Below are 22,955 nucleotides of genomic sequence, written 5' to 3'. Positions count from 1 at the left end.
TTTTAATGAAGCTCTTATCGCTAAACCGAAATATCATCGCGTTAGGAGCTAACAGCTTTTTTACCGATTTTTCAACCGAGATGATTCTCCCCCTTCTCCCTATTTTTTTGGAGCGTTTTTTACACGCGACTAAAAGTGAAATCGGTCTGATCGAAGGTGCCGCTGAATTCGGTGTCGCCATGCTGATCGCCCTCTCAGGCTTTTATTCCGACCGTCTGGGAAAACGAAAAGGGATCGTCGTTCTCGGATACGGACTCTCCAATCTCATCAAACCCCTCGCTTTTTTCGCCCAAAGTGCAACCATGATCGCCACGATCCGTATCGGAGACCGTCTTTCAAAAGGGATCCGTGTCGCCCCCCGTGACGCTCTTATCAGCGCATCCACACCCAAAGAGATCAGCGGTTTTGTTTTCGGATTTCATAAAATGATGGACGGTGCGGGGGCACTGGCGGGTTCGTTGAGCGCATTTTGTGTTCTCTGGTTTTGGGGAAATAGCGAAGAGTCGTTTCGTACCGTCTTTGCCCTCAGTCTCATTCCCGGTCTCATCTCGATGGCAATTCTTATCTTTCTTGTCACCGATACCCCGTTTAAACCCTCAGCCGAGCGCCGTTTCAGACCCGAATCGCTTTCAAAGCCGTTTTACTGGCTGGTCGGTTTTCAGAGCCTGTTTAGCCTTTTTGCGATGAACTATTCGTTCATGCTTCTCAAAGCCGAAAACAACGGCTTGGCATTAGCGATGATTCCTCTGGCCTACGCCCTCTATAATCTGACCCAGTCGGCGTTCGCCATCCCCATCGGAAAACTCTCAGACCGTTTCGGAAAACCGGCACTTTTAAGCGTCGTTTATCTGGCTTTCGGGCTGGGAGCATTATCCATCGCTGCCGAAAGTATCTACGGGGTATGGATCGCATTTGCGATCTACGGTTTTTTTGCCGGGGGGTTCAATGCGCTGGCAAAAGCCGTCATCTCCGATACCGCGCCGCTTGAGCTAAAAGCCACCGCATACGGCATCTATTATACGGCAGTCGGATTCTCGACCCTCATCTCTTTGGTATGTGCGGGATGGCTATGGGATCATATCGGAAGCAGCGTCGTCTTCTGGATTGCATCGATCGCGGCGATTATCCTATCGATTGCCCTGTTTCTCATGCGAAACCGATTGAAAGCGTAAACTCTTTTTCTTTATTCGCTTTTCATAATCAACCGTGAAACCATCTGGCTCATCACGTCATTTTCAATAATAATATTACTGATACCGAGTTCGGCAATAATATTTTTTTCGTGCTGCGTATGAACTTTGACGATGATTTTTGAGCTATCCACAAACTGCTGTATCGTTTGGCAGACATGATAAAGCTTTGCCGGATTGTCGATAGCCACGATAACGTACTTCGCCATCTGTATATTGGCTTTTTTTAATACCTCTTTTTTGAGCGTATTTCCAAAAATAGCCGGCTCTCCCATTTTCTGTATCGCATGAAAGGTATTGATGTTATTTTCGATGGCTAAATAGAATTCGCCCTTTTCTTTCAAAGCCGCGGCGACATTTCGCCCGAATTCTCCGAAACCGAGAATCACCGTATGGTTTTTGAAGCCATCCGAATCTATAAGATGTTCGATTTGCTCGTCTTCTTGTTTCTGCAGCATATCGGTCAGTGGTGTCAGATGTTTCAAAATCAGCGGAGTAATGATCATGGATAAAACGATCGTCGCGATCATTATTTGACCGTAGGGCTGGGCAATAAGTTCATTTGAACGTGCCAATTCCAAGATTGCCAGAGAAAACTCACCGATCTGTACAAGACTGAAAGCCGTTTTCAAACTGACTCTTTTGCTTTCATTAACCCTAATCAAGCCGAAAATGATGATAAATTTCAGCACCATTACACCCAGCAAAAGCGCTAAGATAATATGTATCCGGGCAATCAGAATAAAAAAATCTATTTGCATCCCTACCGTGATGAAAAAGATTCCCAGCAGCAGGTCTCTAAAGGGTATCAGATCAGCTTCGGCCTGATGTTTGTATTTTGTTTCGGCGATCAGCATCCCCGCGACAAACGCCCCCAATGAATACGAAAATCCGAAAAAATGGGCAACATACGATGCCCCTATCGCCAAGAACAAAACGCTTCCGACAAATAGCTCATCGGAATTCGTTTTAAAAATCTGGGTTAAAAATGGCTCCAGTATATATTTTCCGAATATCCATAAAAATGCCAATAGGGCTACGGCACTGACCAGCATATTGCGCAATGCCGAAGATATATCATCCGTACTGCCGCTCATAAAACCGATAATAAGCAAAATAGGGATAACCGCAATATCCTGCATTATCAAAATACCCATTGCTCTTTGTCCGTGTCTGCGATTTATCTCACCGCTTTCATTCAATAATTTGAGAACGATAGCCGTTGATGAGAGGGCGATGACGATCGATATGATAATCGACGATTTTTGCTCAAACCCTAATGCGTAATAGGTGACAAAGAAAACAATCGATGAGGTCAGAAATATTTGGAGTGTGCCGGTGATGAAGACCTCATGTTTCATGCGCTTCAAATGGGCGAGTGAAAATTCCAATCCGATCGTAAACATCAGAAACACAACACCGAATTCGGCTATTTCTTTGAGCTCGTGATTATGAATCGCTTCATGCAGATTAAACAGGTATGCGATAAGCGTCCCCGTTAATATGTATCCTATGATTGTGGGCAAATAAATTTTTCGAAGAAAAATATTGATAAGCAAAGAGAGCAGTAGTGTCGTTACGATAATGGCCAGCACACGCTCTCCCACTTTTTCTTTTGGATAATTGTAACGCAAAAGCCTTAATCAAGTGTTTCTTAAAAGAGCCGTCCGATTTTTCGAAATCCGATCAGGTACATTACCCCTCCGACCGCTATAACACCCATAAAATAAGGCCACAGGTCAATCCACTCCGTTCCGCGGTAAAAAATGCTCTCGCTTCCCTCGATATAGTAGCGCAGCGGCGATATGTAGGATAGGTATTGCATCGCCGGATGCATGGCATATATCGGGGTCCACGCACCGCTTAAAAAGATTAACGGCATCATCACGACGATAGAGAGCTGTGCTACCTGCATCACGTCACGGGCAATCGCCGCAATAAACAGCCCTATGCCGGCACTGGCAAAGACAAAGAAAAAACTCAAAAACAAAAAAGCCCACAGCGATCCGTTGACGGGCACATTAAATGTCCCCAGTACGACAAATCCCAACGAGATGACGATCCCCGCCATGACAATGATTATCTGTGAAAACGATTTTGCGAGAATAATAATCTTGGGATTGACCGGCATCAAAAGCATCAGGTCCCAGGTCCCCTGCTCTTTTTCCCGCACAAATACGACGGCGGTCAATATGATGGAGAGCATTGTCGTAATGGAGAGCAGTTCCGTCAGCGCCATAAAGGTATGATTATCGGCATTCTCGTTAAAAAGCTTGTGGGTAACGATATCGACGGGAATATCAGGCTTTGAGATATCCAACACGATGTGCTGAAGATAGTTCAGGGTCGTATAGGCCTGTGACGCGGCCGTCGCATCCATCAGCACGTCAAGCTGCGTTCTTTTGTTTTGACGCCATTTTTTCTCAAAATCATCATCAAAAATAAGCCCGACGATAATCTCTTTATCAAATATCGCACGGCTCAGTTCCTGCTGAGAGTTAAAACGGCGCGGTGGGAGAAATTCGGGGCCGTGGAGACGGGTAAGGATTTTTTGGCTCAACCCTCCCCCCGTGGCGTCGACATATCCCACCGCAACATTTCGGGGATTGATCTCGATACCGCTTCCGGCGATGTATACTTCAAAAATAAACATATACAGCACGACTACGACAAGCTGCCATGAGCGCATAAAGGCGATCAGCTCTTTCCCCACGATAGACCAAAAGATTCGGCTCATTTAAGCTCCTTTTTAAGCCATAGGGTTCCCAAGCCAAGCAATACGGTTCCGTACAATGCCAAAATAACTAAATATGCCTGTGTTTTCACGGATGAAAGCCCTTCCCCTACCAAAAAAACATCATACAGAATATGGTTGTAGTACATGACGGGAAAAATATGGGCCTCATAGCGCGACATACCGACCATCGAAGAGATCGGCATTATTATCCCCGAATACATAAAGCCCGGGATAATCGTTACCATAACGGTCAACACCACGGCAACGATTTGGGTACGGGTAATGACGGAAATCAAAATGCCGATCGATATGCTCACGAGAATGTAAATCTCCGATGCTCCCCAATAGAGCCAAAAGCTCCCCCGAAACGGAACCTCAAAAAGATACATCGCCCATAAAAAGAGGATGAAGATATTGAGCGAATGGAGCAAAAACACCGGAACCAGTTTTGCCGCCACAAACTCCACTTTCGAAAGTGGCGATGCGTAAAAATTAAAAATAGTCCCCCTCTCTTTTTCTTTCACGATAAGCAATGCGGCAATAATGGCCGGAGCAACGAGCAAAACCAGCCCGATGAGCCCCGGGACGATCGCATCTTCATCTCGCATCGCCTGATTGAACATGGTTCGCTGATTGATCTCGATCGAGCCTTTCGAGACCGCAGGAACCAAACCTGCAGCGGCATTGAGAATAACCCCCTGCACATAGCTTTCGATCGTCGAACCGCGGCTCGGAAATGCCGCATCGACAAAAACACCGATCTGTGTCGATTGACCTTTTAGAAGCCGTTTTTCAAACGATGCGGGAATACTGATAATCGCGTCGCTCTCGGCCTGTTTAATACGTCTCAGCGCCTGAGCTTCATCTTTTACGGTGGTGATCGTATTAAAATATTTGGAGTGCTCGAATTTGCTCACCAGCAAACGCGACAGCCGGCACTGATCGTTATCGATAATAATCAGCCTCGCGTGCTTCACCTCCATTCGTATTCCGTATCCGAACAGCAGCATCAGCATCGTCGGCAATAAAAATACCATGATGATCAACCGGGAACGGAGCATTTCGCTCAGTTCTTTTTGGATATACGCTTTGAGTACCCTTGCTTTCATCGGTAATACTCCAAAAATATATCTTCAAACGTTTGGGCATTCGGATGCATTTGATAAAAGTCACTGATCGTTTCATCGGCCACTTTACTCCCGTCTCTCATCAATACGATCCGATCGCAAAACTCCGCTTCGCTCATGTAGTGGGTCGTAATCAAAATCGCTATCTTCCATTTCTCTTTCAAGGCTACCAGCAGCTGCCAGAACTGTGCACGGGCTATCGCATCGACACCTGACGTCGGCTCATCCAAAAAGAGAATCACCGGTTCGTGCAGCAGCGCCGCGGCCAGTGAAAACCGCTGATTAATCCCCAAGGGGAGTTCGGTAGGGATCGCATGCAAATACCCCTCAAATCCGAGTTCATCGGCATAACGGGCTATTCGTCTAAGCGCTATATCCATCGGTATTTGGTGCATCGATGCAAAATAGAGGAGGTTTTCTCTCACCGTCATATCGTTATAAAGGGCAAAATGCTGAGAGACATAGCCGATCGAGCTTTTGAGCGTCTGCCGATCCCACGTCGTTTCAATCCGTTTGCCCAGCAGATTCAATTCTCCGCCGTCCATCGGCAGCAATCCCAACAACATTTTGATAAATGTCGTTTTCCCGGCTCCGTTGGCACCGAGCAATCCCAAAATTTCGCCACGGCATAGCCGGATGTCTACACGGTCATTGGCTATGAAATCTCCGAATTTCTTCGTCAATCCGATCGCTTCCATCACAACCGAAGAAAAACCGTTATTACCGTCTCTGGGGGTAATTTCAATCAAAGGGAGAAGCCGATTTTTTTGCAGTGCATTGACGAAAAAAAGCGCTTCAAGCGTCGGTTCTTTATGCTCCGCATCCAGCGGCTCCAGCGAATAGGTCGTATCGAGGGTACTCATCGAGAGGAGATCGCTTGCGGAAGTCAATGTATACGCCATATCACGTACCGATTCGATCAGCTCGTTTGCATGGCCCTGAGCGATGATCTCGCCGTTATCAAACAACAAGACACGATCCATCCGCGCCGCCTCTTGCATATAGGCGGTACTTACCAGTACGATCGTCCCCTCTTCTTTGCGTATCTGATCGAGTATTTCCCACAGTTCTATCCGGCTGAGCGGATCGACTCCCGTTGTCGGTTCATCCAAAATGAGCAGTTTCGGACGGTGAAGCAGCGTACAGATCAAAGAGAGTTTTTGCATCATACCGCCGCTTAGATTTCCGGCTCTCCGGTCGACGAACCGATCCAATCCCGCCATCTTTAAAAGCCGTTGTTTATATTGAGAAAACTTCTCATCCTCTCTGATATCCCGTATATTCGAAAAAAATCTCAGATGTTCTTCCACCGTGAGCAGATCATAAAGCACCAATCCGATCCCCTGAGGCATCAGACCGATGATCGATTTTAATTTTTCGGCTTCCGCGGGAGAACGGTATGAGACCCCTTGAAACGATATTTCCCCTTCGAATCGGATAACCCCCGCTATAGCGTGCATCAAAGAACTTTTACCGGCACCGTCAGCACCGATAAACCCGATTATTTCACCCTCTTTGACACTCAAAGAGACCTCTTTGATCGCTAAACGATTGTTGTGCGCGACACTGACACGATCAATCTTCAGCGTTTCCATACTCTCTATCCGCTTTACTCAGGGACGGCATGCAAACTCGTAGGCAGCCCTTTGTTATCCAACGATATTACTCCAACTGCAGGGATACCCAGTTTCAAAAGCGGATCAACTTTCAGCGGCTGAAGATGAACGGCAAAAACACGCTGGATACGGTCACTCGCAACGCTCACCTCTTTGGGGGTAAACTCCGCTTTTTGCTCTATACGGACCACTTTAGCCGCTATCGGATGTTCCGGTGCGGCATCCAAAAAGATCACAGCCGAATCACCGATTTTTATTTTTCCGTTTTTGAGGGTATCGACGAATATTTTCAGATAAAGGCTTTTGGGATCGATGAGGGTCGCGACCGCCATCCCGGCACCTACGACTTCACCGTTATTGGCGATCTTTTCCATGACGAAGCCCTCAACGGGCGAACGCAGCACCATTTCGGAAAGAACGGCATTGGCCTGTGTCTGCGAAGCGATCAACGCTTTGATTCCCGATTCTGTTGCATTAATCCCCTCGCGCAGGGCATCCGTTTTTTGCTGTGCAGCAGATGCTTCGATCTGGTCGCTTTGCGTTATGTCAATTGCCTTTTTCAATTGTTCACGCTTATCCATCAGCGAGGAGAGCTGATCTTGATCGCTTCGAAGTTTTAGCACAGACATTTCAAGCTGATGTTTTTCGATCAGCCGATTATTAAAAAGATTGTTCAAACGCTCATTGTCACGCTGATCCTGAGTTACGAGATTCTTTTGGGTATTGATCATTTTATCCAGTTCGTCCAGCTGCGCTTTTTTGATCGAGCTGTTCGCTTTGGCTTTGACAAGCGTTTGCGGAATGCTTTTTTGGGCTATTGAAAGTTCGATTTTTCGGGCGGCGAGCTGTTGTTTTTGCGCTTCGATCTGCGCATCGATTTGGGCTTTCTGAGCTTTTTGCTCCGCACTATCAATCACAGCGATCACAGAGCCTATGGAAATCGCTTCCCCCTCGGACACTTCCATACTCGCAATCCGTCCGGGGTATTTGGCATTCACGTTAATCAAATCGCCGTCAATCCGACCACTCCCCTGTACCAGGTTATCAGGCAGTTCTTTCGTGTGAAGTTTGAGATAGATCAATACCGCAGCAATAGAAAAAAGGGCTGCTACAGCTACTCCGAGCCAATATTTTTTAGCAATCTCAATCATATCTTCCTCTCTTCAATCTCATCTGTTTACAATTTCTTGCCGTAGTAAGACTATATTATATTTTTCTTCCTTAACTAAGAGTGAATTAATATGTTCATGAATACAATTGATGAAGTATCTCTGATAGCTTTTTTCGCAGTCAGATTTAACAAGGAGTCGTGTGAGACGGTTGCTGTTTTTAATTTTTCCGACTTTTTTAGGGGCGCAAAGCTATCCCGACGTCATCATCGCCTTGGAAAACTCCCCGACGCTTCAAAGCGCACGGCAGCTCGAAACGGCGGCATTAGAGAGTTATCGTGCGGCAGAGGGAAAAAATTTACCGACATTGGATGCCAGTTTCAGCGATATTACGTTTCAAAAAACCCCTACCGTCACTTTTTCCTCCATGCAGCTTCCGATGGGGACCAAAAAACATATCGAGGGCTCATTAACCCTCTCTTACCCTCTCTTTAGCGGTTTTGCCATCTCCTCTTCTATCGAAAAAGCAAAGCTGTCCCATGAAAAAGCGGCATTGGAAGTTGCCGATCTAAAACGAAACCTTTTCATAAACGCGACAAAACTCTACACTGCTATTGCGGCTGCCGACGAGATTATTTCGGCACAGCACGAGGCCAAAAAAGCGATCGGCGAATCGTATGCCAAAGCCAAAGGACTTTATGACAACGGTTTGCTGGCTCCGGCCGAACTCTATGCTATCGAAGCCAAAATTTTTGAGATCGATGCACAGATAGTTGAGAGCCAAAACCGCAAATCTCAAGCCCTCAATCAGCTCTCCTATCTCACCGGAGATACGATTGATTCGGCTCAGTTCCCTGCAAACGTATTGCCGCTGATGGAAAAAGACGAAATGATTGCTGTTGCCCTGACACATCGTGAAGATCTCCTTGCACTTGCCAAAGGAATGGATATCGCCCAAAATGACATAGTACTCGCCCAAAGCCGCTATTACCCTAACGTCGCACTTATCGGCAGTCTCAAAGGCCAGGGGGATACCATAGCACTCAGCGGAGACGGATACAGCAACGCCAATAAAAGCTATGCAGGGGTATCAGCATCATGGAATCTTTTCAGCGGCTTCAGCGACTTTCATACCGCTGAAGCGGCAAAAGCCGCAAAACTTGCATCCGCCATTACACTGGAAGATTATAAACATCGCATCACGACCGAAATAAAGAATACCTATCTGGATATCCAAGCCGTTCAAAGCAGACTGGAAAGCGCTCGTATGCAGGTCAAAGCTTCCGACGAATACGCCAAACTTACACGGGGACGCTTTGACAATCAGCTCGTCGGAGCCGACGAACTCAGCCGATCGATTGCCGATCTCGCGTCCGCCAAAGCCAAAATGGCCAATCTTAAGAGTGAACTCTTTAACCAAAGCGCTCTTCTTTGGCTTGAGGGAGGGCTAAGTGCCTATGAAGAAAAAATTATGGGTGCCATCCGCAAATAAACACTGCATAATTTGATCAAATATCCTCATTGACTTGCATCTGCGCAAGTGATACACTTCTCACATCAATTTTCCCGAGGAAACATCTTTTATGTTGCGCTCTATACATGACTCTCTGGAGCCGAAACTTGTCACCCTATTCCGACGTCAGGGATACAGCCGCTCTGACTTTATAGCCGATGCCGTAGCCGGATTGGCGGTTGCCATCGTCGCATTGCCCTTGGCGATGGCGATTGCTATCGCTTCCAATCTCCCGCCTGAGAGAGGACTTTTTACCGCTATTGTTGCCGGTTTCCTGATTTCGGCACACGGGGGGAGCCGCTACCAAATCGGCGGGCCGACAGCCGCATTTATCGTCACCGTCGCTATGGTGGCGATGAAACACGGTTATGAGGGGCTGGTACTGGCTACCATCATGGCGGGAGCCATTTTAATCATTATGGCATTTCTCCGGGCGGGAGAATTGATCAAATTCATCCCCTACCCCGTCATCGTCGGATTTACCTCCGGTATCGCCCTTTTGATCGCTTTTTCGCAGATACGGGACTTTTTCGGCCTGAAAATCACCACCGTCCCCCCCGATTTTATTGACAAACTGAGCATCTATGTCGCCCATTTGCATGAAACAAATTTTACAGCGGTACTTCTAGCCCTGATCTCCATCGGCGTAATCTACATTGCAAAGCACCGTTTTCCGCGTATTCCCGGACCGATAATCGTCGTTACCCTCAGCGCATTTGCCGTATGGGGATTTAATCTTCCCGTCGAGACGATAGAGAGCCGGTTCGGTTCAATCCCATCGATGCTCCCCTCTCCGGTATGGCCTGAAATCACATTTGAGCGTCTACGATTTTTGCTCCCTGATGCCATTACTATCGCGACGCTTGCCGCCATCGAATCGCTCCTCTCTGCCGTTGTCGCCGACGGTATGACCGGAACCCGCCATAAATCCAACGCCGAGCTTTTGGGCCAAGGGGTTGCAAACATCGCTTCGGGCATTTTCGGCGGCCTCCCGGCAACCGGTGCTATCGCCAGAACGGCAACCAATATCAAAGCCGGGGCCAGAACTCCGGTGGCAGGAATGATGCATGCCATCTGGCTTTTTCTCTTCATGCTTCTGCTCGCACCCCTCATTATAAAAGTCCCGTTGGCGGCTTTGGCGGCCATACTCATGGTTGTGGCATGGAATATGTCGGAGATCAAACATATCAAAGAGATCATGCACTCACCCAGAACCGACCGGATCGTTCTGATCGTGACGTTTTTGCTGACCGTTTTGGTTGATCTAAACTTCGCGATTCAAGCCGGTATCGCCCTAGCCTCGATCCTCTTTATCGATCAGATGATGAAAGCGACCCAAATCCGTCCTATTACGTCAGAAGAAAACGATCCCGATTCGACCTCCAATAAAACCATCCCTCACGGGGTAGAAGTGTATGAGATACAAGGACCGCTCTTTTTCGGTGTAGCCGAAAAACTCGTCGATACCCTCATGCTCTTTGAGAAGCCTCCTCAGGTATTTATTTTACGTATGCGTTACGTTCCGCTTATCGATGCGGCGGGACTGCATTCGCTTGAAATACTTCACGAAAGGCTCTCTCACTACAACACCCGTCTGATTCTTTCAGGAGTTAACGCACAAGTGTATCAATTCATCCGATCATCACGCATCGACGAAAAAATCGGCCGCGAAAACATTGTCGATCACATCGATAAAGCCATCTTCAGAGCCGGTGAAATCATGGGGAAAAAAATCTAAAGTGCGATTTTTTCGATCGCAATACGCTGATTGTTACTGTGCGGCACAGCTTTGTATTTCATGAACCAGCAGTTCTTCAAAGTGCTTTACCTGAACCGGTTTGCTGCACAAATACCCCTGAAAATATTGGCATCCGTGACTCTCTAAGAATTTAAACTGCTCGATCGTCTCCACCCCTTCCGCAATAACATCAAATTTGAATATCGAAGCCATAGAGAGTATCGTCTCTACCAGCGCGGCATCATCCGTATCCGATACGATATCTCGGACAAAACTGCGATCGATTTTCAGTGTCGTAAACGGCAGCTTTTTAAGATACCCCAGTGACGAATACCCGGTACCGAAATCATCCATCGAAATGCCGATTCCCGCATGCCGCAAGCGGTTCATTTTGTCAATAACGATATCAATATTATCGATAACCGTCGATTCGGTCAGTTCCAATTCAAGCATAGAGGGGACAAGCCCTGTTTCCGCGACGGTTCGAATAACTTTATCCACGAAATCGCTCTGGCGAAACTGTACAGCACTCACATTGACGGCGATACGGTCGATATGCGATTGTCTCAGATTTTCAGCACGCCAGCGTACAAATTGGGTACACGCTTCGCGGAGCACCCATTCGCCGATTCCGACGATCAATCCGCTCTCTTCTGCGATTTCAATCATCTCATCCGGCATGATAAGCCCCAGTTCCGGATGATTCCATCGTAGCAATGCTTCGGCACCGATAATCAGTTTTGTTTTCATTTCGATAACCGGCTGATAATAGAGTTCGAGTTCATTATTCTTAACAGCACTACGCAATGCATTTTCCAAAAAGAGCCGTTTTTTGATCCATTGATCCATCTCTTCTTGATAGAACCGTGTCGTATTTCTCCCCTCTTTTTTTGCCTGATACATTGCAGTATCGGCAAATTTGAGTAAATCATCAGACGTTTGGTCTTTCGAACTGACTAGGACAATCCCGATACTCGAACTGGTAGAAATGGGTTCCGCCAAACCGATATCAAACGGAGCGGAAAACACTTCATGTATTTTTTCCGCTACCGTTTCAGCCCGAGTAGCCGCAACCATCGGATCATTCCCCAGTTCATTAAGCAAGATGATAAATTCATCTCCCCCCAACCGGGCTACCGTATCTCCTTCGCGACAGATGTGTTTTAGTCGATTAGCCGTTTCAATCAGTAGTAAATCACCGATATAATGCCCCAGTGAATCATTGATACTTTTAAAATGGTCCAAGTCCAAAAACATTATGGCAATCAAACTTCCGTATCGTCGATAATGGGCAAGCGACTGATCGACCCGATCTTTCAGCAATGCCCGATTCGGAATATTGGTCAATGCATCGAAATAGGCCTGGTGTTTGATTTTCTCTTCCGCGTTCATCCGCTCGGTAATATCCGATACGATCCCGACTCCTCCGATAATGCGGCGCTCAGAATCATAGATTGGGGATGTACGGAGACTTACCCACATCTTGAGTTCGACAAACGTCGATGTATACGGGCCTTCGTAAAATCCTTTCTGTCCGTGCACCGACACGTTCAACGCATCGGATAAACGGGTATCCGAAAGGGCTTTTAGATCCAATCCTATCATCGTCTCTCTGGGAATCTGAAGAGCCTGCAGCATCTCGTTATTGGTTTCCATCACGATCAAATCTGTGTCGTAATAAAAAATCCCGATCGGCGCCTCTTTAAAAATCGTTTCAAATCGCTCTTCCGAAAGCGCCAATGCATTCGCCGCTTTTTGGTGCAATATCTTTGATGTCAACGCATTCATGATGTTGGAATTTATCCGTTTCGCCGCACTGACTAACAGCATATAAAACGCCAGTACGAGCATTCCCATCATCTGAACTTCAAATTCGCCGTGAAAAAACATTACGATAAAAATCGGAGTCAAAAGAAAAGATAAAAAGACGATCGTCACTCCCAGCAAAGAGGCCAAGGTACCCGATGCCACCGATGCGATACCCGTCAATAAAAAGATAATGAAAAAATGGTGAAGATAATCAGGGGTTTGAAAAATAAAAAATGCCGCACTTCCCCATATCAATGCAGAAGAATACATCACATATTTAAAACGTCTTTCCCATATCGAATGATCCAAACGATGGAAATTGCGACGATAATCGGTTAGTAACCAAATTCTCCATATCAATGTCACAATGACGACGCTAAACCAAAGGAAAACGAAATCGGTTAGATTGGTTTTATAAAATAAGAGCAGAACAATGAAAGCACCGAAAAAAAGGGGAAAAATTGAGGCAAACGCCTGCTTGTAAGCAATGGCTACCTGTTCATTACGGATCCGCTTTCTGTCATCGCCGTCCATATATCCAGTTAAATCTTTTTTGTTTAGAACCATTGCATCCACATCAATTCAAAATTTTATGGTAACAGTTAGAATAGCGTAAAACTAATGAAAAACAAATGACGTTATGTTACAATTCTACAATGACTAAACTCTTATTCTTACTCTTTGTTTTATTGAATCTAGATGCATATGAATTATCCAGAAACTATGAGTATGAAAATAATATTATCTATTCCGACGATTTATTCCCAACGATTGAAAAAAAGTTTGAAATCCTGAAAATTCCTTCCGATCAGGACCACTATCGTCTTGATGCACAGGTTATTGCCAAAACATTCGAACTTAACGGCATTTCCATCGATAGTACGAAAACCCGTTACGTCAATTTCACCAAACGCAGTCCGGTCGATTTCTCCCTGCTAAAACAGCAGCTTGCATCGATGTTCACGGAGCGTTATCCGACCATCCGCATTGATGATATTACGATAAGTTCACGAGGCTATCTGCCCGCTTTGCCGAAAAATGTCCGTGGCGTTTTTGATGAGCGGTTTTATCAAAACGGCAGCGGAACGTTTTATTATTTTGACGAACAGGGTATCCGCCATTATCTCGATTATTCGGTTCGGGCTACCATAAGCGTCCTGCATTCAAACCAGAAAGTATCCCGAAAAGAGCGCTTGAGCGGATTCAATACCCTTCTTAAGCCGATCCCTTTCGTTTCGTTCAAAGATATTCCGCTGACATCTATTCCGAATCAGCCCGCACGGTTCCGCTCAAATTTAAAAGGGGGACAGCTTTTAACAGTCCGAAATATCGAAACGATCCCCCTTGTTTTGAAAAATGAAAAAGTAATCGTAGAAGTTCAAGACAAAGGGGTAATTGTCGAATTTGGAGCACGTGCGACGCAAGAGGGGGCACTCTATGATATTATTACAATCCAAAAAAATGACGGCAAACGGGCCAAAGCTAAAGTTATCGGAGAAAATCGGGTGGAATTACTATGAAAATCGTCGTAGGGATCAGCGGTGCCAGCGGTGCGGCATTGGGTCTTAAACTCGTTCGCGCCCTCCCCGCCGATGTGCAAAAGCATCTGATCGTATCGGATCATGCCTCTATCGTATTGGAAAAAGAGGAAAATCTTACCCTGCACAAAAACGATGAAATCTGGGCATCGGTGGCATCAGGTTCCTACGGAGCAGATGCGATGATCATCACGCCGTGCAGTATGAATACCTTAGCCAAAATCGCCTGCGGTATTGCCGATAATCTCATTACGCGCGCGGCGGCGGTCATGATCAAAGAGCGCCGCACCTTGGTTCTTGCTCCTCGCGAAATCCCGTTTTCACCGATTGCGCTGGAAAATATGCATAAGCTCTCCATGATGGGAGTTATTATTGCCCCGCCCGTACTTGCCTACTACGGCGATCAAGAGGATTTGGAATCGATGGAAAACTTTATGATCGGCAAATGGTTCGATCTGCTCGGCATCGAGAATAATCTTTATAAACGATGGAGTGATCAAAATGCATAAGATCGCCCTTTATCCCGGAACTTTCGATCCCATTACCAACGGCCATTTCGATATTATCGAGCGGGGAATACGTCTCTTTGATGAAGTCATCATCGCCGTCGCCGATTCACAGGAAAAAAAACCGATGTTCACGTTGCAAGAACGGGTGGACATGGTTAAGCTGGCCGTTAGAGATTTAGAGCGGGTAACGGTTGTCGGATTTGACAATCTCACGGTAGAACTTGCCAATACGCTCGGAGCTACCGTATTGATACGGGGGCTTCGCGCCGTCAGCGATTTCGAATTTGAACTGCAGTTGGGATATCTGAATAACTCGCTTGATCCGAATATTGAAACGGTTTATTTGATGCCGAAACTCAAACACGCATTTATCAGTTCCTCCATCGTCCGGAATCTGCTGAAATTTAACGGTAAAACGGAGCATCTTCTCCCCTCGCCGGTTCAAGATGTCATCGGGAGCATGAAATCATGTACATTGCGATAGAGGGGATCGATACGGCGGGGAAAAGCACCCAAATCGAAGCGCTTCGTTCCCTTTTTCCCGATGCACTGATCACCAAAGAGCCGGGGGGAACCACCGTCGGAACCGAGATACGCAACATGGTTTTGCACGGAAATCTGAAAAGCAAAACGGCTGAGCTGCTCCTTTTCCTTGCCGATCGCGCCGAACATACGGAAAGTGTCATATTACCCAATATGAATAAGTTGATTATCAGCGACCGATCAGCCGTTTCGGGGATGGCGTACGCGAGTGTCCAAAATCTGTGCGATGAACCCGTGCTAGTGATGCTCAACCGTCTTGCAACCGGCGGAACGTTGCCCGATACGGTTTTTATACTCAAGCTCACCTCAGAAGAGTTGAGTTACCGCTTGAGCCAAAAGGAACACGACGTGATTGAATCGCGAGGAACCGAGTATCTCCTCGGTATCCAAGACGCCCTTATCGCGTCCGCGTATGCGCTGGGGATACAAACCGTTGTAATCGATGCGACACAATCTATCGATACTATTACAAAAGAAATTACCACCTTTATCAAAGGAGCCTTATGATCCAATCTTTGCGCGGAATGAACGATATCCTCTCTGAGGACTATGAACGTTTTGAATACTTTTTGAGCCAAGCTTCGACAATCGCCAAGCGATACGGATTCCATTACATCGAAACTCCGCTGCTTGAAGAGACGTCCTTGTTCAAACGCTCCGTCGGAGAATCCAGCGATATCGTAGGCAAAGAGATGTATCAATTTACCGACAAAGGTGATAACGACGTATGTCTGCGTCCTGAGGGAACTGCCGGAGTCGTGCGTGCATTTGTTCAGCACAAGCTCGATAAAAAAGGGGGAATCCACCGCTTTTATTACCACGGACCGATGTTTCGCTATGAACGTCCTCAAAAAGGGCGTTTAAGAGAGTTTCATCAGTTCGGAGTGGAGAGTTTCGGTGTCGATTCGGTTTATGAAGATGCGTTGATGATTATGATGATTGCCGATATTCTCAAAGCTCTGGGTATCGGATATCGCCTCAAACTCAATTCTCTCGGAGATCAGCACTGTATGCCCGCATACCGCCAAAAGCTTGTCAGCTTTATCGAAAGCTGCGGCGACGCGATCTGCGCTGACTGCCAACGCCGAAAATCGACGAATCCTATCCGCGTTTTGGATTGCAAGAACGAGCATTGCCAAAATCTCTATGTGAATGCACCGAAGTTGATCGACAACCTCTGTGAGGGATGCCAAAGCGATTTTGACACCCTTAAAACGATTCTTGAACAGCACAACATCGGCTATGAAATCGATACCAATCTCGTCCGCGGCCTGGATTACTACTCCAAAACGGCATTTGAGTTCGTCAGCGACAATATCGGGTCCCAAAGCGCCATCGCCGGAGGCGGACGTTATGACCGCCTTATCGAGTTTCTGGACGGAAAACCTACCCCTGCGGTCGGATTTGCGCTGGGGATTGAGAGGCTGATGGAACTTATCGTGATGCCTGAAAGTGTGCGCGAAGGGTATTATCTGGGTGCAATGGATGCTCTAGCACTTTCTCCCGTTCTTTTGGCGGCTGAAAAAATCCGACGCAGCGACAAAGCGGTGGTCGAATACGAACCTAGATCGCTGAAAGCGCACCTCAAAGGAGCTGACCGTATCAATGCACGCTACTGCGCCGTGATCGGGGAAAATGAACTGGCTCAAAACAGTATCTGGGTAAAAGATCTGGTGGAAAAAACCGAATCGCTTATCCCGCTAAACGATTTTTTTGTATAAGGGAGATGATGTGAAAACCTACGGAATAGATATTTGGGGCGAAAACAACTTTATGATCGACCAAGGGAAGATCAAAGTCAACTATAAAAGTTCCCCTTCCTTGCTCGAAATCACCCAACAGGTTCGTAAAACCAATCTGCGCGGCCCGCTGATTTTACGGTTTCCCCATCTGATCAGCAAACAGATCGACGCTCTGTATTCAAACTTCCGCCGCGCTATTTTCGAAAACGATTATACGGGAAAATTTCATGCCGTTTTCCCTCTAAAAGTAAATCAGTTTCCCGAAGCGGTCGATGCGATCGTCGAACTCGGCGAAAAATACAGCTATGGTCTGGAAGCGGGTTCAAAAGCCGAACTCGCCCTGGCTATGGCCAAAACCGCAATCGGAGCCCCTATCACCGTTAACGGATTCAAAGACGAAGAGATGGTCACGCTGGGCTTTATGGCGGCTCAAATGGGACACAACATCACGATTACTATCGAGGGACTCGGCGAGCTTGAGTGGATCATCGACGTCGCCCAATCGTGCGGGCTGAAAGTTCCCAATATCGGAATCCGTGTCCGTTTGCAGTCTGAGGGAAGCGGTATCTGGGCAAAAAGCAGCGGTATGAGCGCTAAATTCGGTCTCACCTCCACCGAGCTTATTGAAGCGATGCTGATGCTCCAAGAGAACAATATGTTGGAACACTTCAGCATGATTCACTTCCATATCGGAAGCCAAATGCAGGATATCGCACCGCTGAAGAGGGTATTGCGCGAAGCAGGAAATATCTATGCCGAACTCAAAAAAATGGGTGCCGACAACCTAAAAGCGATCAACATCGGGGGAGGTTTGGCGGTTGAGTATTCCCAACACACCTCGACGCGTATGCGTAACTATACCCTCGAAGAATTTTCAAACAGCGTCGTCTTTTTGCTGCGTGAAATTATGAATGCCAAAGGGGTAGCCCATCCCGATATTTTTACCGAATCGGGACGTTTTATCGTCGCGTCCCACTCCGTATTGATCGCTCCGGTATTGGAACTCTTTTCACACGACTATCAGGCCAAATCGCTCAAACTCAAAGAGAACAATCCTCCGTTGATCGAAGAGCTGCGGGAACTTAATTCGCTCCTCTCTCCGCGTACCTGCATCGAATATATGCATGATGCCCTGGATCATATGGAGTCATTATTGACCTTGTTCAATCTCGGCCACATCGATCTGCAAGACCGTTCAAACGCCGAGATTCTGGTTCATCAGATCATCAAAAAATCGCTCTATCTCTCTCAGGACAACCCGATGCCAGAGATCGAGCGGCTTCAGGTGAAATTGCAGGAGCGCTACCTGATCAATACCTCCATTTTCCAAAGTATCCCCGACTATTGGGGATTGCAGCAGCAGTTTCCGATCATGCCGCTGGATCGTCTCGACATTCCCGCCATACGCGCGGCCAGTTTATGGGACATCACGTGTGACAGTGACGGAGAGATCCGGTTTAAAGCCGAAACACCTCTGTACCTGCACGATATCGATCTGGACGAAGAGGAGTATTTCCTCGCATTTTTCAACGTCGGGGCGTATCAAGAGACGCTGGGTATGAACCATAATCTCTTTACCCATCCGAGCGAATGTACCATCATTATCAACGATACCGGATACGAAATCGAAAACTTCACCGAATCGGACAATGTACTCAATATCTTAGAAGATATCGGTTATGACGCTTCCAAACTTCTCACGAACCTTAAAAATAAACTCGCGAGCAGTGATTTTAGGACAGAAGAAGAAAAAAGTGATACACTTCAAAAACTTGAAATGTACCTCTACCAAAACGGATATCTCCGTACCACTCGATAAGGATTGAATTTGGGACTCTTTTCTGAAATAGCCGAAGATTTTTCGAACGTTTATAAAAATGATCCCGCCATTAGTTCCCGCATCGAACTTCTTTTCAACTATCCCGGAGTATGGTCGATCTTCTGGTACCGTATCTCCAACCGCCTTTACCGAAAAGGTTTCCGCGCCCTCGCCCGCTCTATTATGGGGCTCAATCAGATCATTACCAATATCGATATCCATCCGGGGGCCACGATCGGCCGACGCGTCTTTATCGACCACGGTTTCGGCGTCGTCATCGGACAGACGACGATTATCGAAGATGACGTCCTTATCTATCAAGGGGTAACACTCGGCGGTGTCAGCCTTATTCCGGGCAAACGCCATCCGACGATTAAAAGCGGCGTCGTTATCGGAGCCGGAGCCAAAGTGCTTGGAAACATTACGATCGGAACAAACTCCAAAATCGGAGCAAATTCGGTCGTCGTACGTGAAGTCCCCGACAACAGTACCGCTATCGGTATCCCCGCACATGTGATCCAAAAAGGTCGTGATAAAGATCCGTTCAGCCACAACAAACTTCCCGATATCAACAAAGAGATGTTTGAGTATCTTCTCCGTCGCGTTGCCGTACTGGAGCATTATATGGTTCAAGATAATACGGAAATTTTAGAGCAGGATCTGCAGCTTGAAAATATCTACGAATCGTTTATCCGGGCTATGAAAAATTAGCCCTCATTTTCCTCCTGAATACCGAATTTTCGCCCACTTTTTTAAACAACGTTTAATCCATATAAAATTACAATGGCTTCTATCCAGCGCTGATTTATACACAAGGTTTTGAATGGCGAATTCGCTAAAAACTATCGCTTTCTCTTTGCTCTGCACACTCCAGATTCATGCCGCATCCATAGATGCCGATGCCTTGCGTGCCGGTCTCTCAAAACCCCGATTCGATCAGACACTCGCAACCATGAGTGCTGATACATCGGATCAAAATGAATACTGGTACTGGCTGGATCTTGCGCGTCTGCAGCAGGCAAACGGTGATTTTAACGGCTCCATCGTCTCTTTTCAAAAGGCATTCGATATTTTGGATGAATATGAAAACCGGGCCAAAGTGAGTCTTCGCAATGTCGGCTCTTTTTTAGGTTCAACCTTTTTATCCAAAGGGTCCGAAACCTATTACGGAAAAGGGTATGAACGTACCCTTATGCATACCCTCAATGCCCTTAACTACGCGATGATCGGCAATTTTGAAGGTGCGTCGGTCGAGATGCGGCGGATGGAGCAGCGCCAAGAGTTTTGGCTTGCCGAGTCCGAAGAAAAAATCAAAGAGGCCGCAAATGACAAAGCCAAAGCGCAGAGAGAAGGAAATAATGTCTCAAATATCCCCGCCGAATACTCCATGGCGGCAATGCTGGAAGACGAAAGTGTCCGCAAACTCGCCAACAACTATCAAGACCCTTTTTCCTATGCCCTGAGCAGCATACTCTCTAACATCGCCTTCCCGTCTGAAAATTTGGGAGAAGTAAGCCTAAAACGGGCCCTTTTGCTCAATCCCGACGTCTCCAAAATTTTTGTCAAACTCCCGATTTCAGCTCCTCAATCCAAAATCACGCCAAAAGGGAAAAAATCGTTTTCCGAAGAGACACCGAAAAGTGCTAAAATGGATGTTACGGTTGTGGTTTTAGCGGGCGAGGCGCCCTCAATCAAGATTGAGAAAATTCGTTTCCCGATTTTTCATGCCGCGGAATATACCAGCATCGATTTGCCGGCCTATAATCCACCGATCAATGATCTCAGTATGATTACCATTTCAACACAGAGGCTTCGCCTTCAGCCTCCGAGACTGCTGCAAACCAATGCACTGGCCTACAAGACGCTTAAAGACGAGTTGACCGGCGAACTTTCCAAAGCCGTCGTCCGTGCCACAGCAAAAGCTGTCCTGGCGAAACAGGCCTCCGATAAGTTCGGAGCTTTCGGGGGGCTGATGGCATCCTTGGCGATGGACGTCGGAAGCTCGATGGCCGATTCTAAATTCCGAAATTGGGAGATGCTTCCAAACTCAGGATATCTCTCCAAATTCGAGGGAATCGAAGGGGAGACTTTGACGATAACCATGAACGATCGACAAGAGTCGTTCACCCTTCCGAAAGGCAAAAAAGGGGTTCTTGTTCTTGTCTCTTACATCACTAACGATAACATAAGGATCGACCATGTTGCTTACTAAAAACACTTTTCTCTCACTAGCCCTCGGGTCCCTTCTGCTTCTGGGATTGGGCGGTTGCGCAACGAAAAATCAAGAACATTTCATCGGTAAAGAGCGCGTTGTTCTCAAAGAGCATAAAAGCTTTCAAGAAGGAAAATTTTTAAAAGTCGCCGCGACGTTTGAAAACGAAGACGATACGAAAGTCGAAGGGATGGTATATCAAATCGAATGGCTTGATGGCCGCGGTATCGTCGTGGATCAAACACCTTGGACACCGTTTACCATCATCGGAAGACAACAGATTCATGTGGTCAATATGGCAAGTCGCCCGGATGTGACCGATTACCGCATCGTGATTTCAACCCCAAATAAATAAGGAAAACAGACATGAACACATTGACAAAACTTTCTCTCTCGACAACGCTTCTTATCTCATCTTTTTTAATAAGCGGATGCGCTACCGGCGGTGCCGGAATGGTAGGCGCTTCATCAAACGTGAAATACGGTGACGCAAAAGCGGCTGAAACGGTGACCGCCGATTTCGGATCGACCGATCTGCAGTCAACGGCTGAGACTCTGACCCAATCGCTTCTGGAATCACGCTATATCGCCAAAGCGCAGCAGCCGCCGAAAGTGCGCCTCCGAAGTGTTGAAAACAAAACCTATGAGCATATCGATACCAAAGCGATTACCGACAAAATCCGCATCAAGCTTCTCAAATCGGGACAAGTCCGCTTTTTGGCCGATACCGCCAACCTCAATCAGGTCAATGCGGAGCGTGACTTGACGGTGAGTGCTACGACTAAAACCGCTATGAAAGCGATGACCGACTCAGATTACATCATCACCGGAAACGTCCGCTCCATTAAAAAAGCCAATGACGATATCAAAGACGTCTATTACAATGTTTCTCTCGAACTGGTAGACCCGCAAAGCGGAGAAATCCTCTGGGCCGACGAAAAAGAGATTCGCAAGGTAACGTCTAAATCTTCGGTCGGATGGTAAACCATGAAACTCATACAATACGCCGTTATCGCTTTGTGTACGGCCTCCTTTGCTCTGAATGGCGCTATCCTCCCCGCAGGCGAAAGCGTAGAGGTGAAACCTCTCACCTACAACTATGTCGTGGTTCAGGATTTTGAGCACAGCGTCGCAGAAGTAAGCCATAATGTCGACGGAACGATCAAAGAAAATGAGAGTCTCTCGCACAGTGAGCACGTAAGCGGATCGGGATTTTTCTCTGTTCATGCCGCCGGGTCGGCAAATACAAGCGCAAAACGCGATAACGAATACAAAGCGTATAAGGAAAATCATAACTACATGGCAAGCAGATACAACGATACGGTCATGGTTGAAAAAGTGATGTATTCGGAGAAAATGACCGGTATTATCGAATCGGCATTCAATGAGGCGGGTGTATCGATGTCAAAGTCCGGAAACTATGTTCTAAGCGGGTCGATCAAAGCGATGCGCTGCAGCAAACCGCGTCTGGTGCCCGATGGTAGCAACGTACGATACGCCATCACCGCAACCACATCCGTACACATCCAAATTGCAAACAAAAATACGGGTAAAGTTATTTTCGCCAAAACATTTACCGGAACGGGGCAACAAACCTTCAACATGAACGATCCGGTTCCGGTCGACGATACGGTTGATATGTCGGTTAATGATTTGACCGCCTCCATGATTGAAACGCTCACAGGCAAAAAAAGACCAACCGAAGTCGATTATCAAGACTCTCCCGGAAAACGTCTCGTAGAGTAAAAAAGGG

Annotated in this window: 20 protein-coding genes; 14 read left to right on the top strand and 6 right to left on the bottom strand. The window is 46.8% G+C overall.

The genetic code is table 11. From position 1 onward, the window contains the following. Positions 1 to 5 precede the first annotated feature (5 nt). Entirely contained in the window at positions 6 to 1,172 is a 1,167-nt protein-coding gene (locus tag SULKU_RS06295) for an MFS transporter (protein WP_013460107.1), read from the top strand. An 11-nt stretch (positions 1,173 to 1,183) separates the two neighbouring features. On the opposite strand, the gene SULKU_RS06290 is transcribed toward SULKU_RS06295, so the two are convergent. Genes SULKU_RS06290 through SULKU_RS06270 form a run of 5 tightly spaced genes read right to left on the bottom strand, consistent with a single transcriptional unit; the run spans position 1,184 to position 7,821 of the window. Next, complete coding sequence (locus SULKU_RS06290) at positions 1,184 to 2,785, bottom strand: cation:proton antiporter (RefSeq protein ID WP_013460106.1); 1,602 nt, start codon at positions 2,783 to 2,785, stop codon at positions 1,184 to 1,186. 59 nt (positions 2,786 to 2,844) lie between these two features. After that, positions 2,845 to 3,927 (bottom strand): ABC transporter permease, encoded by a 1,083-nt coding sequence (locus tag SULKU_RS06285; RefSeq protein WP_013460105.1) that lies wholly within the window; start codon positions 3,925 to 3,927, stop codon positions 2,845 to 2,847. Next, positions 3,924 to 5,036, bottom strand: a complete 1,113-nt coding sequence (locus tag SULKU_RS06280) for an ABC transporter permease (RefSeq protein WP_013460104.1) — start codon at positions 5,034 to 5,036, stop codon at positions 3,924 to 3,926. The genes SULKU_RS06285 and SULKU_RS06280 overlap by 4 nt, the downstream gene beginning before the upstream one ends. Then, positions 5,033 to 6,649, bottom strand: coding sequence for an ATP-binding cassette domain-containing protein (locus tag SULKU_RS06275; protein WP_013460103.1), 1,617 nt, complete (start codon positions 6,647 to 6,649; stop codon positions 5,033 to 5,035). Before SULKU_RS06275 ends, SULKU_RS06280 begins: the two co-directional genes overlap by 4 nt. A gap of 14 nt (positions 6,650 to 6,663) precedes the next feature. Further along, complete coding sequence (locus tag SULKU_RS06270) at positions 6,664 to 7,821, bottom strand: HlyD family secretion protein (RefSeq protein WP_013460102.1); 1,158 nt, start codon at positions 7,819 to 7,821, stop codon at positions 6,664 to 6,666. A 160-nt stretch (positions 7,822 to 7,981) separates the two neighbouring features. Between SULKU_RS06270 and SULKU_RS06265 the strand changes: the two genes are divergently transcribed. Both SULKU_RS06265 and SULKU_RS06260 read left to right on the top strand, forming a co-directional pair. Next, positions 7,982 to 9,271, top strand: coding sequence for a TolC family protein (locus SULKU_RS06265; protein WP_013460101.1), 1,290 nt, complete (start codon positions 7,982 to 7,984; stop codon positions 9,269 to 9,271). 91 nt (positions 9,272 to 9,362) lie between these two features. Then, entirely contained in the window at positions 9,363 to 11,030 is a 1,668-nt protein-coding gene (locus SULKU_RS06260; protein WP_013460100.1) for a SulP family inorganic anion transporter, read from the top strand. 33 nt (positions 11,031 to 11,063) lie between these two features. Here SULKU_RS06260 and SULKU_RS06255 read toward each other — a convergent pair whose 3' ends face one another. Then, a complete protein-coding gene (locus tag SULKU_RS06255) occupies positions 11,064 to 13,406 on the bottom strand; it encodes an EAL domain-containing protein (RefSeq protein WP_013460099.1) in 2,343 nt (780 codons plus the stop codon). 89 nt (positions 13,407 to 13,495) lie between these two features. On the opposite strand from SULKU_RS06255, the gene flgA reads away from it, so the two are divergent. The 11 genes from flgA (at position 13,496) to SULKU_RS06200 (ending at position 22,948) form a co-directional block, all read left to right on the top strand. Next, complete coding sequence (flgA, locus tag SULKU_RS06250) at positions 13,496 to 14,359, top strand: flagellar basal body P-ring formation chaperone FlgA (RefSeq protein WP_013460098.1); 864 nt, start codon at positions 13,496 to 13,498, stop codon at positions 14,357 to 14,359. Continuing rightward, complete coding sequence (locus SULKU_RS06245) at positions 14,356 to 14,886, top strand: UbiX family flavin prenyltransferase (RefSeq protein WP_013460097.1); 531 nt, start codon at positions 14,356 to 14,358, stop codon at positions 14,884 to 14,886. The genes flgA and SULKU_RS06245 overlap by 4 nt, the downstream gene beginning before the upstream one ends. Continuing rightward, positions 14,879 to 15,370, top strand: coding sequence for a pantetheine-phosphate adenylyltransferase (gene coaD / locus SULKU_RS06240; RefSeq protein ID WP_013460096.1), 492 nt, complete (start codon positions 14,879 to 14,881; stop codon positions 15,368 to 15,370). Before SULKU_RS06245 ends, coaD begins: the two co-directional genes overlap by 8 nt. Then, on the top strand, positions 15,355 to 15,936 hold the full coding sequence (gene tmk / locus SULKU_RS06235) for a dTMP kinase (RefSeq protein ID WP_013460095.1): 582 nt from the start codon (positions 15,355 to 15,357) through the stop codon (positions 15,934 to 15,936). Before coaD ends, tmk begins: the two co-directional genes overlap by 16 nt. Further along, positions 15,933 to 17,150, top strand: a complete 1,218-nt coding sequence (gene hisS / locus SULKU_RS06230; RefSeq protein WP_013460094.1) for a histidine--tRNA ligase — start codon at positions 15,933 to 15,935, stop codon at positions 17,148 to 17,150. The genes tmk and hisS overlap by 4 nt, the downstream gene beginning before the upstream one ends. Positions 17,151 to 17,160: 10 nt before the next feature. Next, positions 17,161 to 18,990 carry a biosynthetic arginine decarboxylase gene (gene speA / locus SULKU_RS06225; protein WP_013460093.1) on the top strand — a complete coding sequence of 610 codons (1,830 nt, stop codon included), beginning with the start codon at positions 17,161 to 17,163 and terminating at the stop codon, positions 18,988 to 18,990. A gap of 9 nt (positions 18,991 to 18,999) precedes the next feature. Further along, positions 19,000 to 19,701 (top strand): serine O-acetyltransferase, encoded by a 702-nt coding sequence (gene cysE / locus SULKU_RS06220; RefSeq protein WP_013460092.1) that lies wholly within the window; start codon positions 19,000 to 19,002, stop codon positions 19,699 to 19,701. 112 nt (positions 19,702 to 19,813) lie between these two features. Further along, positions 19,814 to 21,202, top strand: a complete 1,389-nt coding sequence (locus tag SULKU_RS06215) for a COG3014 family protein (protein ID WP_013460091.1) — start codon at positions 19,814 to 19,816, stop codon at positions 21,200 to 21,202. Beyond that, entirely contained in the window at positions 21,189 to 21,557 is a 369-nt protein-coding gene (locus SULKU_RS06210; RefSeq protein ID WP_013460090.1) for a DUF1425 domain-containing protein, read from the top strand. The genes SULKU_RS06215 and SULKU_RS06210 overlap by 14 nt, the downstream gene beginning before the upstream one ends. Before the next feature lie 11 nt (positions 21,558 to 21,568). After that, the gene (locus SULKU_RS06205; RefSeq protein WP_013460089.1) at positions 21,569 to 22,186 is read left to right on the top strand and encodes a penicillin-binding protein activator LpoB; all 618 of its coding nucleotides are present in this window, start codon (positions 21,569 to 21,571) and stop codon (positions 22,184 to 22,186) included. Between the two features lie 3 nt (positions 22,187 to 22,189). Next, complete coding sequence (locus SULKU_RS06200; protein ID WP_013460088.1) at positions 22,190 to 22,948, top strand: hypothetical protein; 759 nt, start codon at positions 22,190 to 22,192, stop codon at positions 22,946 to 22,948. Positions 22,949 to 22,955: the final 7 nt, after the last annotated feature.

This window comes from Sulfuricurvum kujiense DSM 16994 (assembly GCF_000183725.1).
GTDB classification, from domain to species: Bacteria; Campylobacterota; Campylobacteria; order Campylobacterales; family Sulfurimonadaceae; genus Sulfuricurvum; species Sulfuricurvum kujiense.
This window is presented reverse-complemented; position numbering and strand designations above follow the sequence as displayed.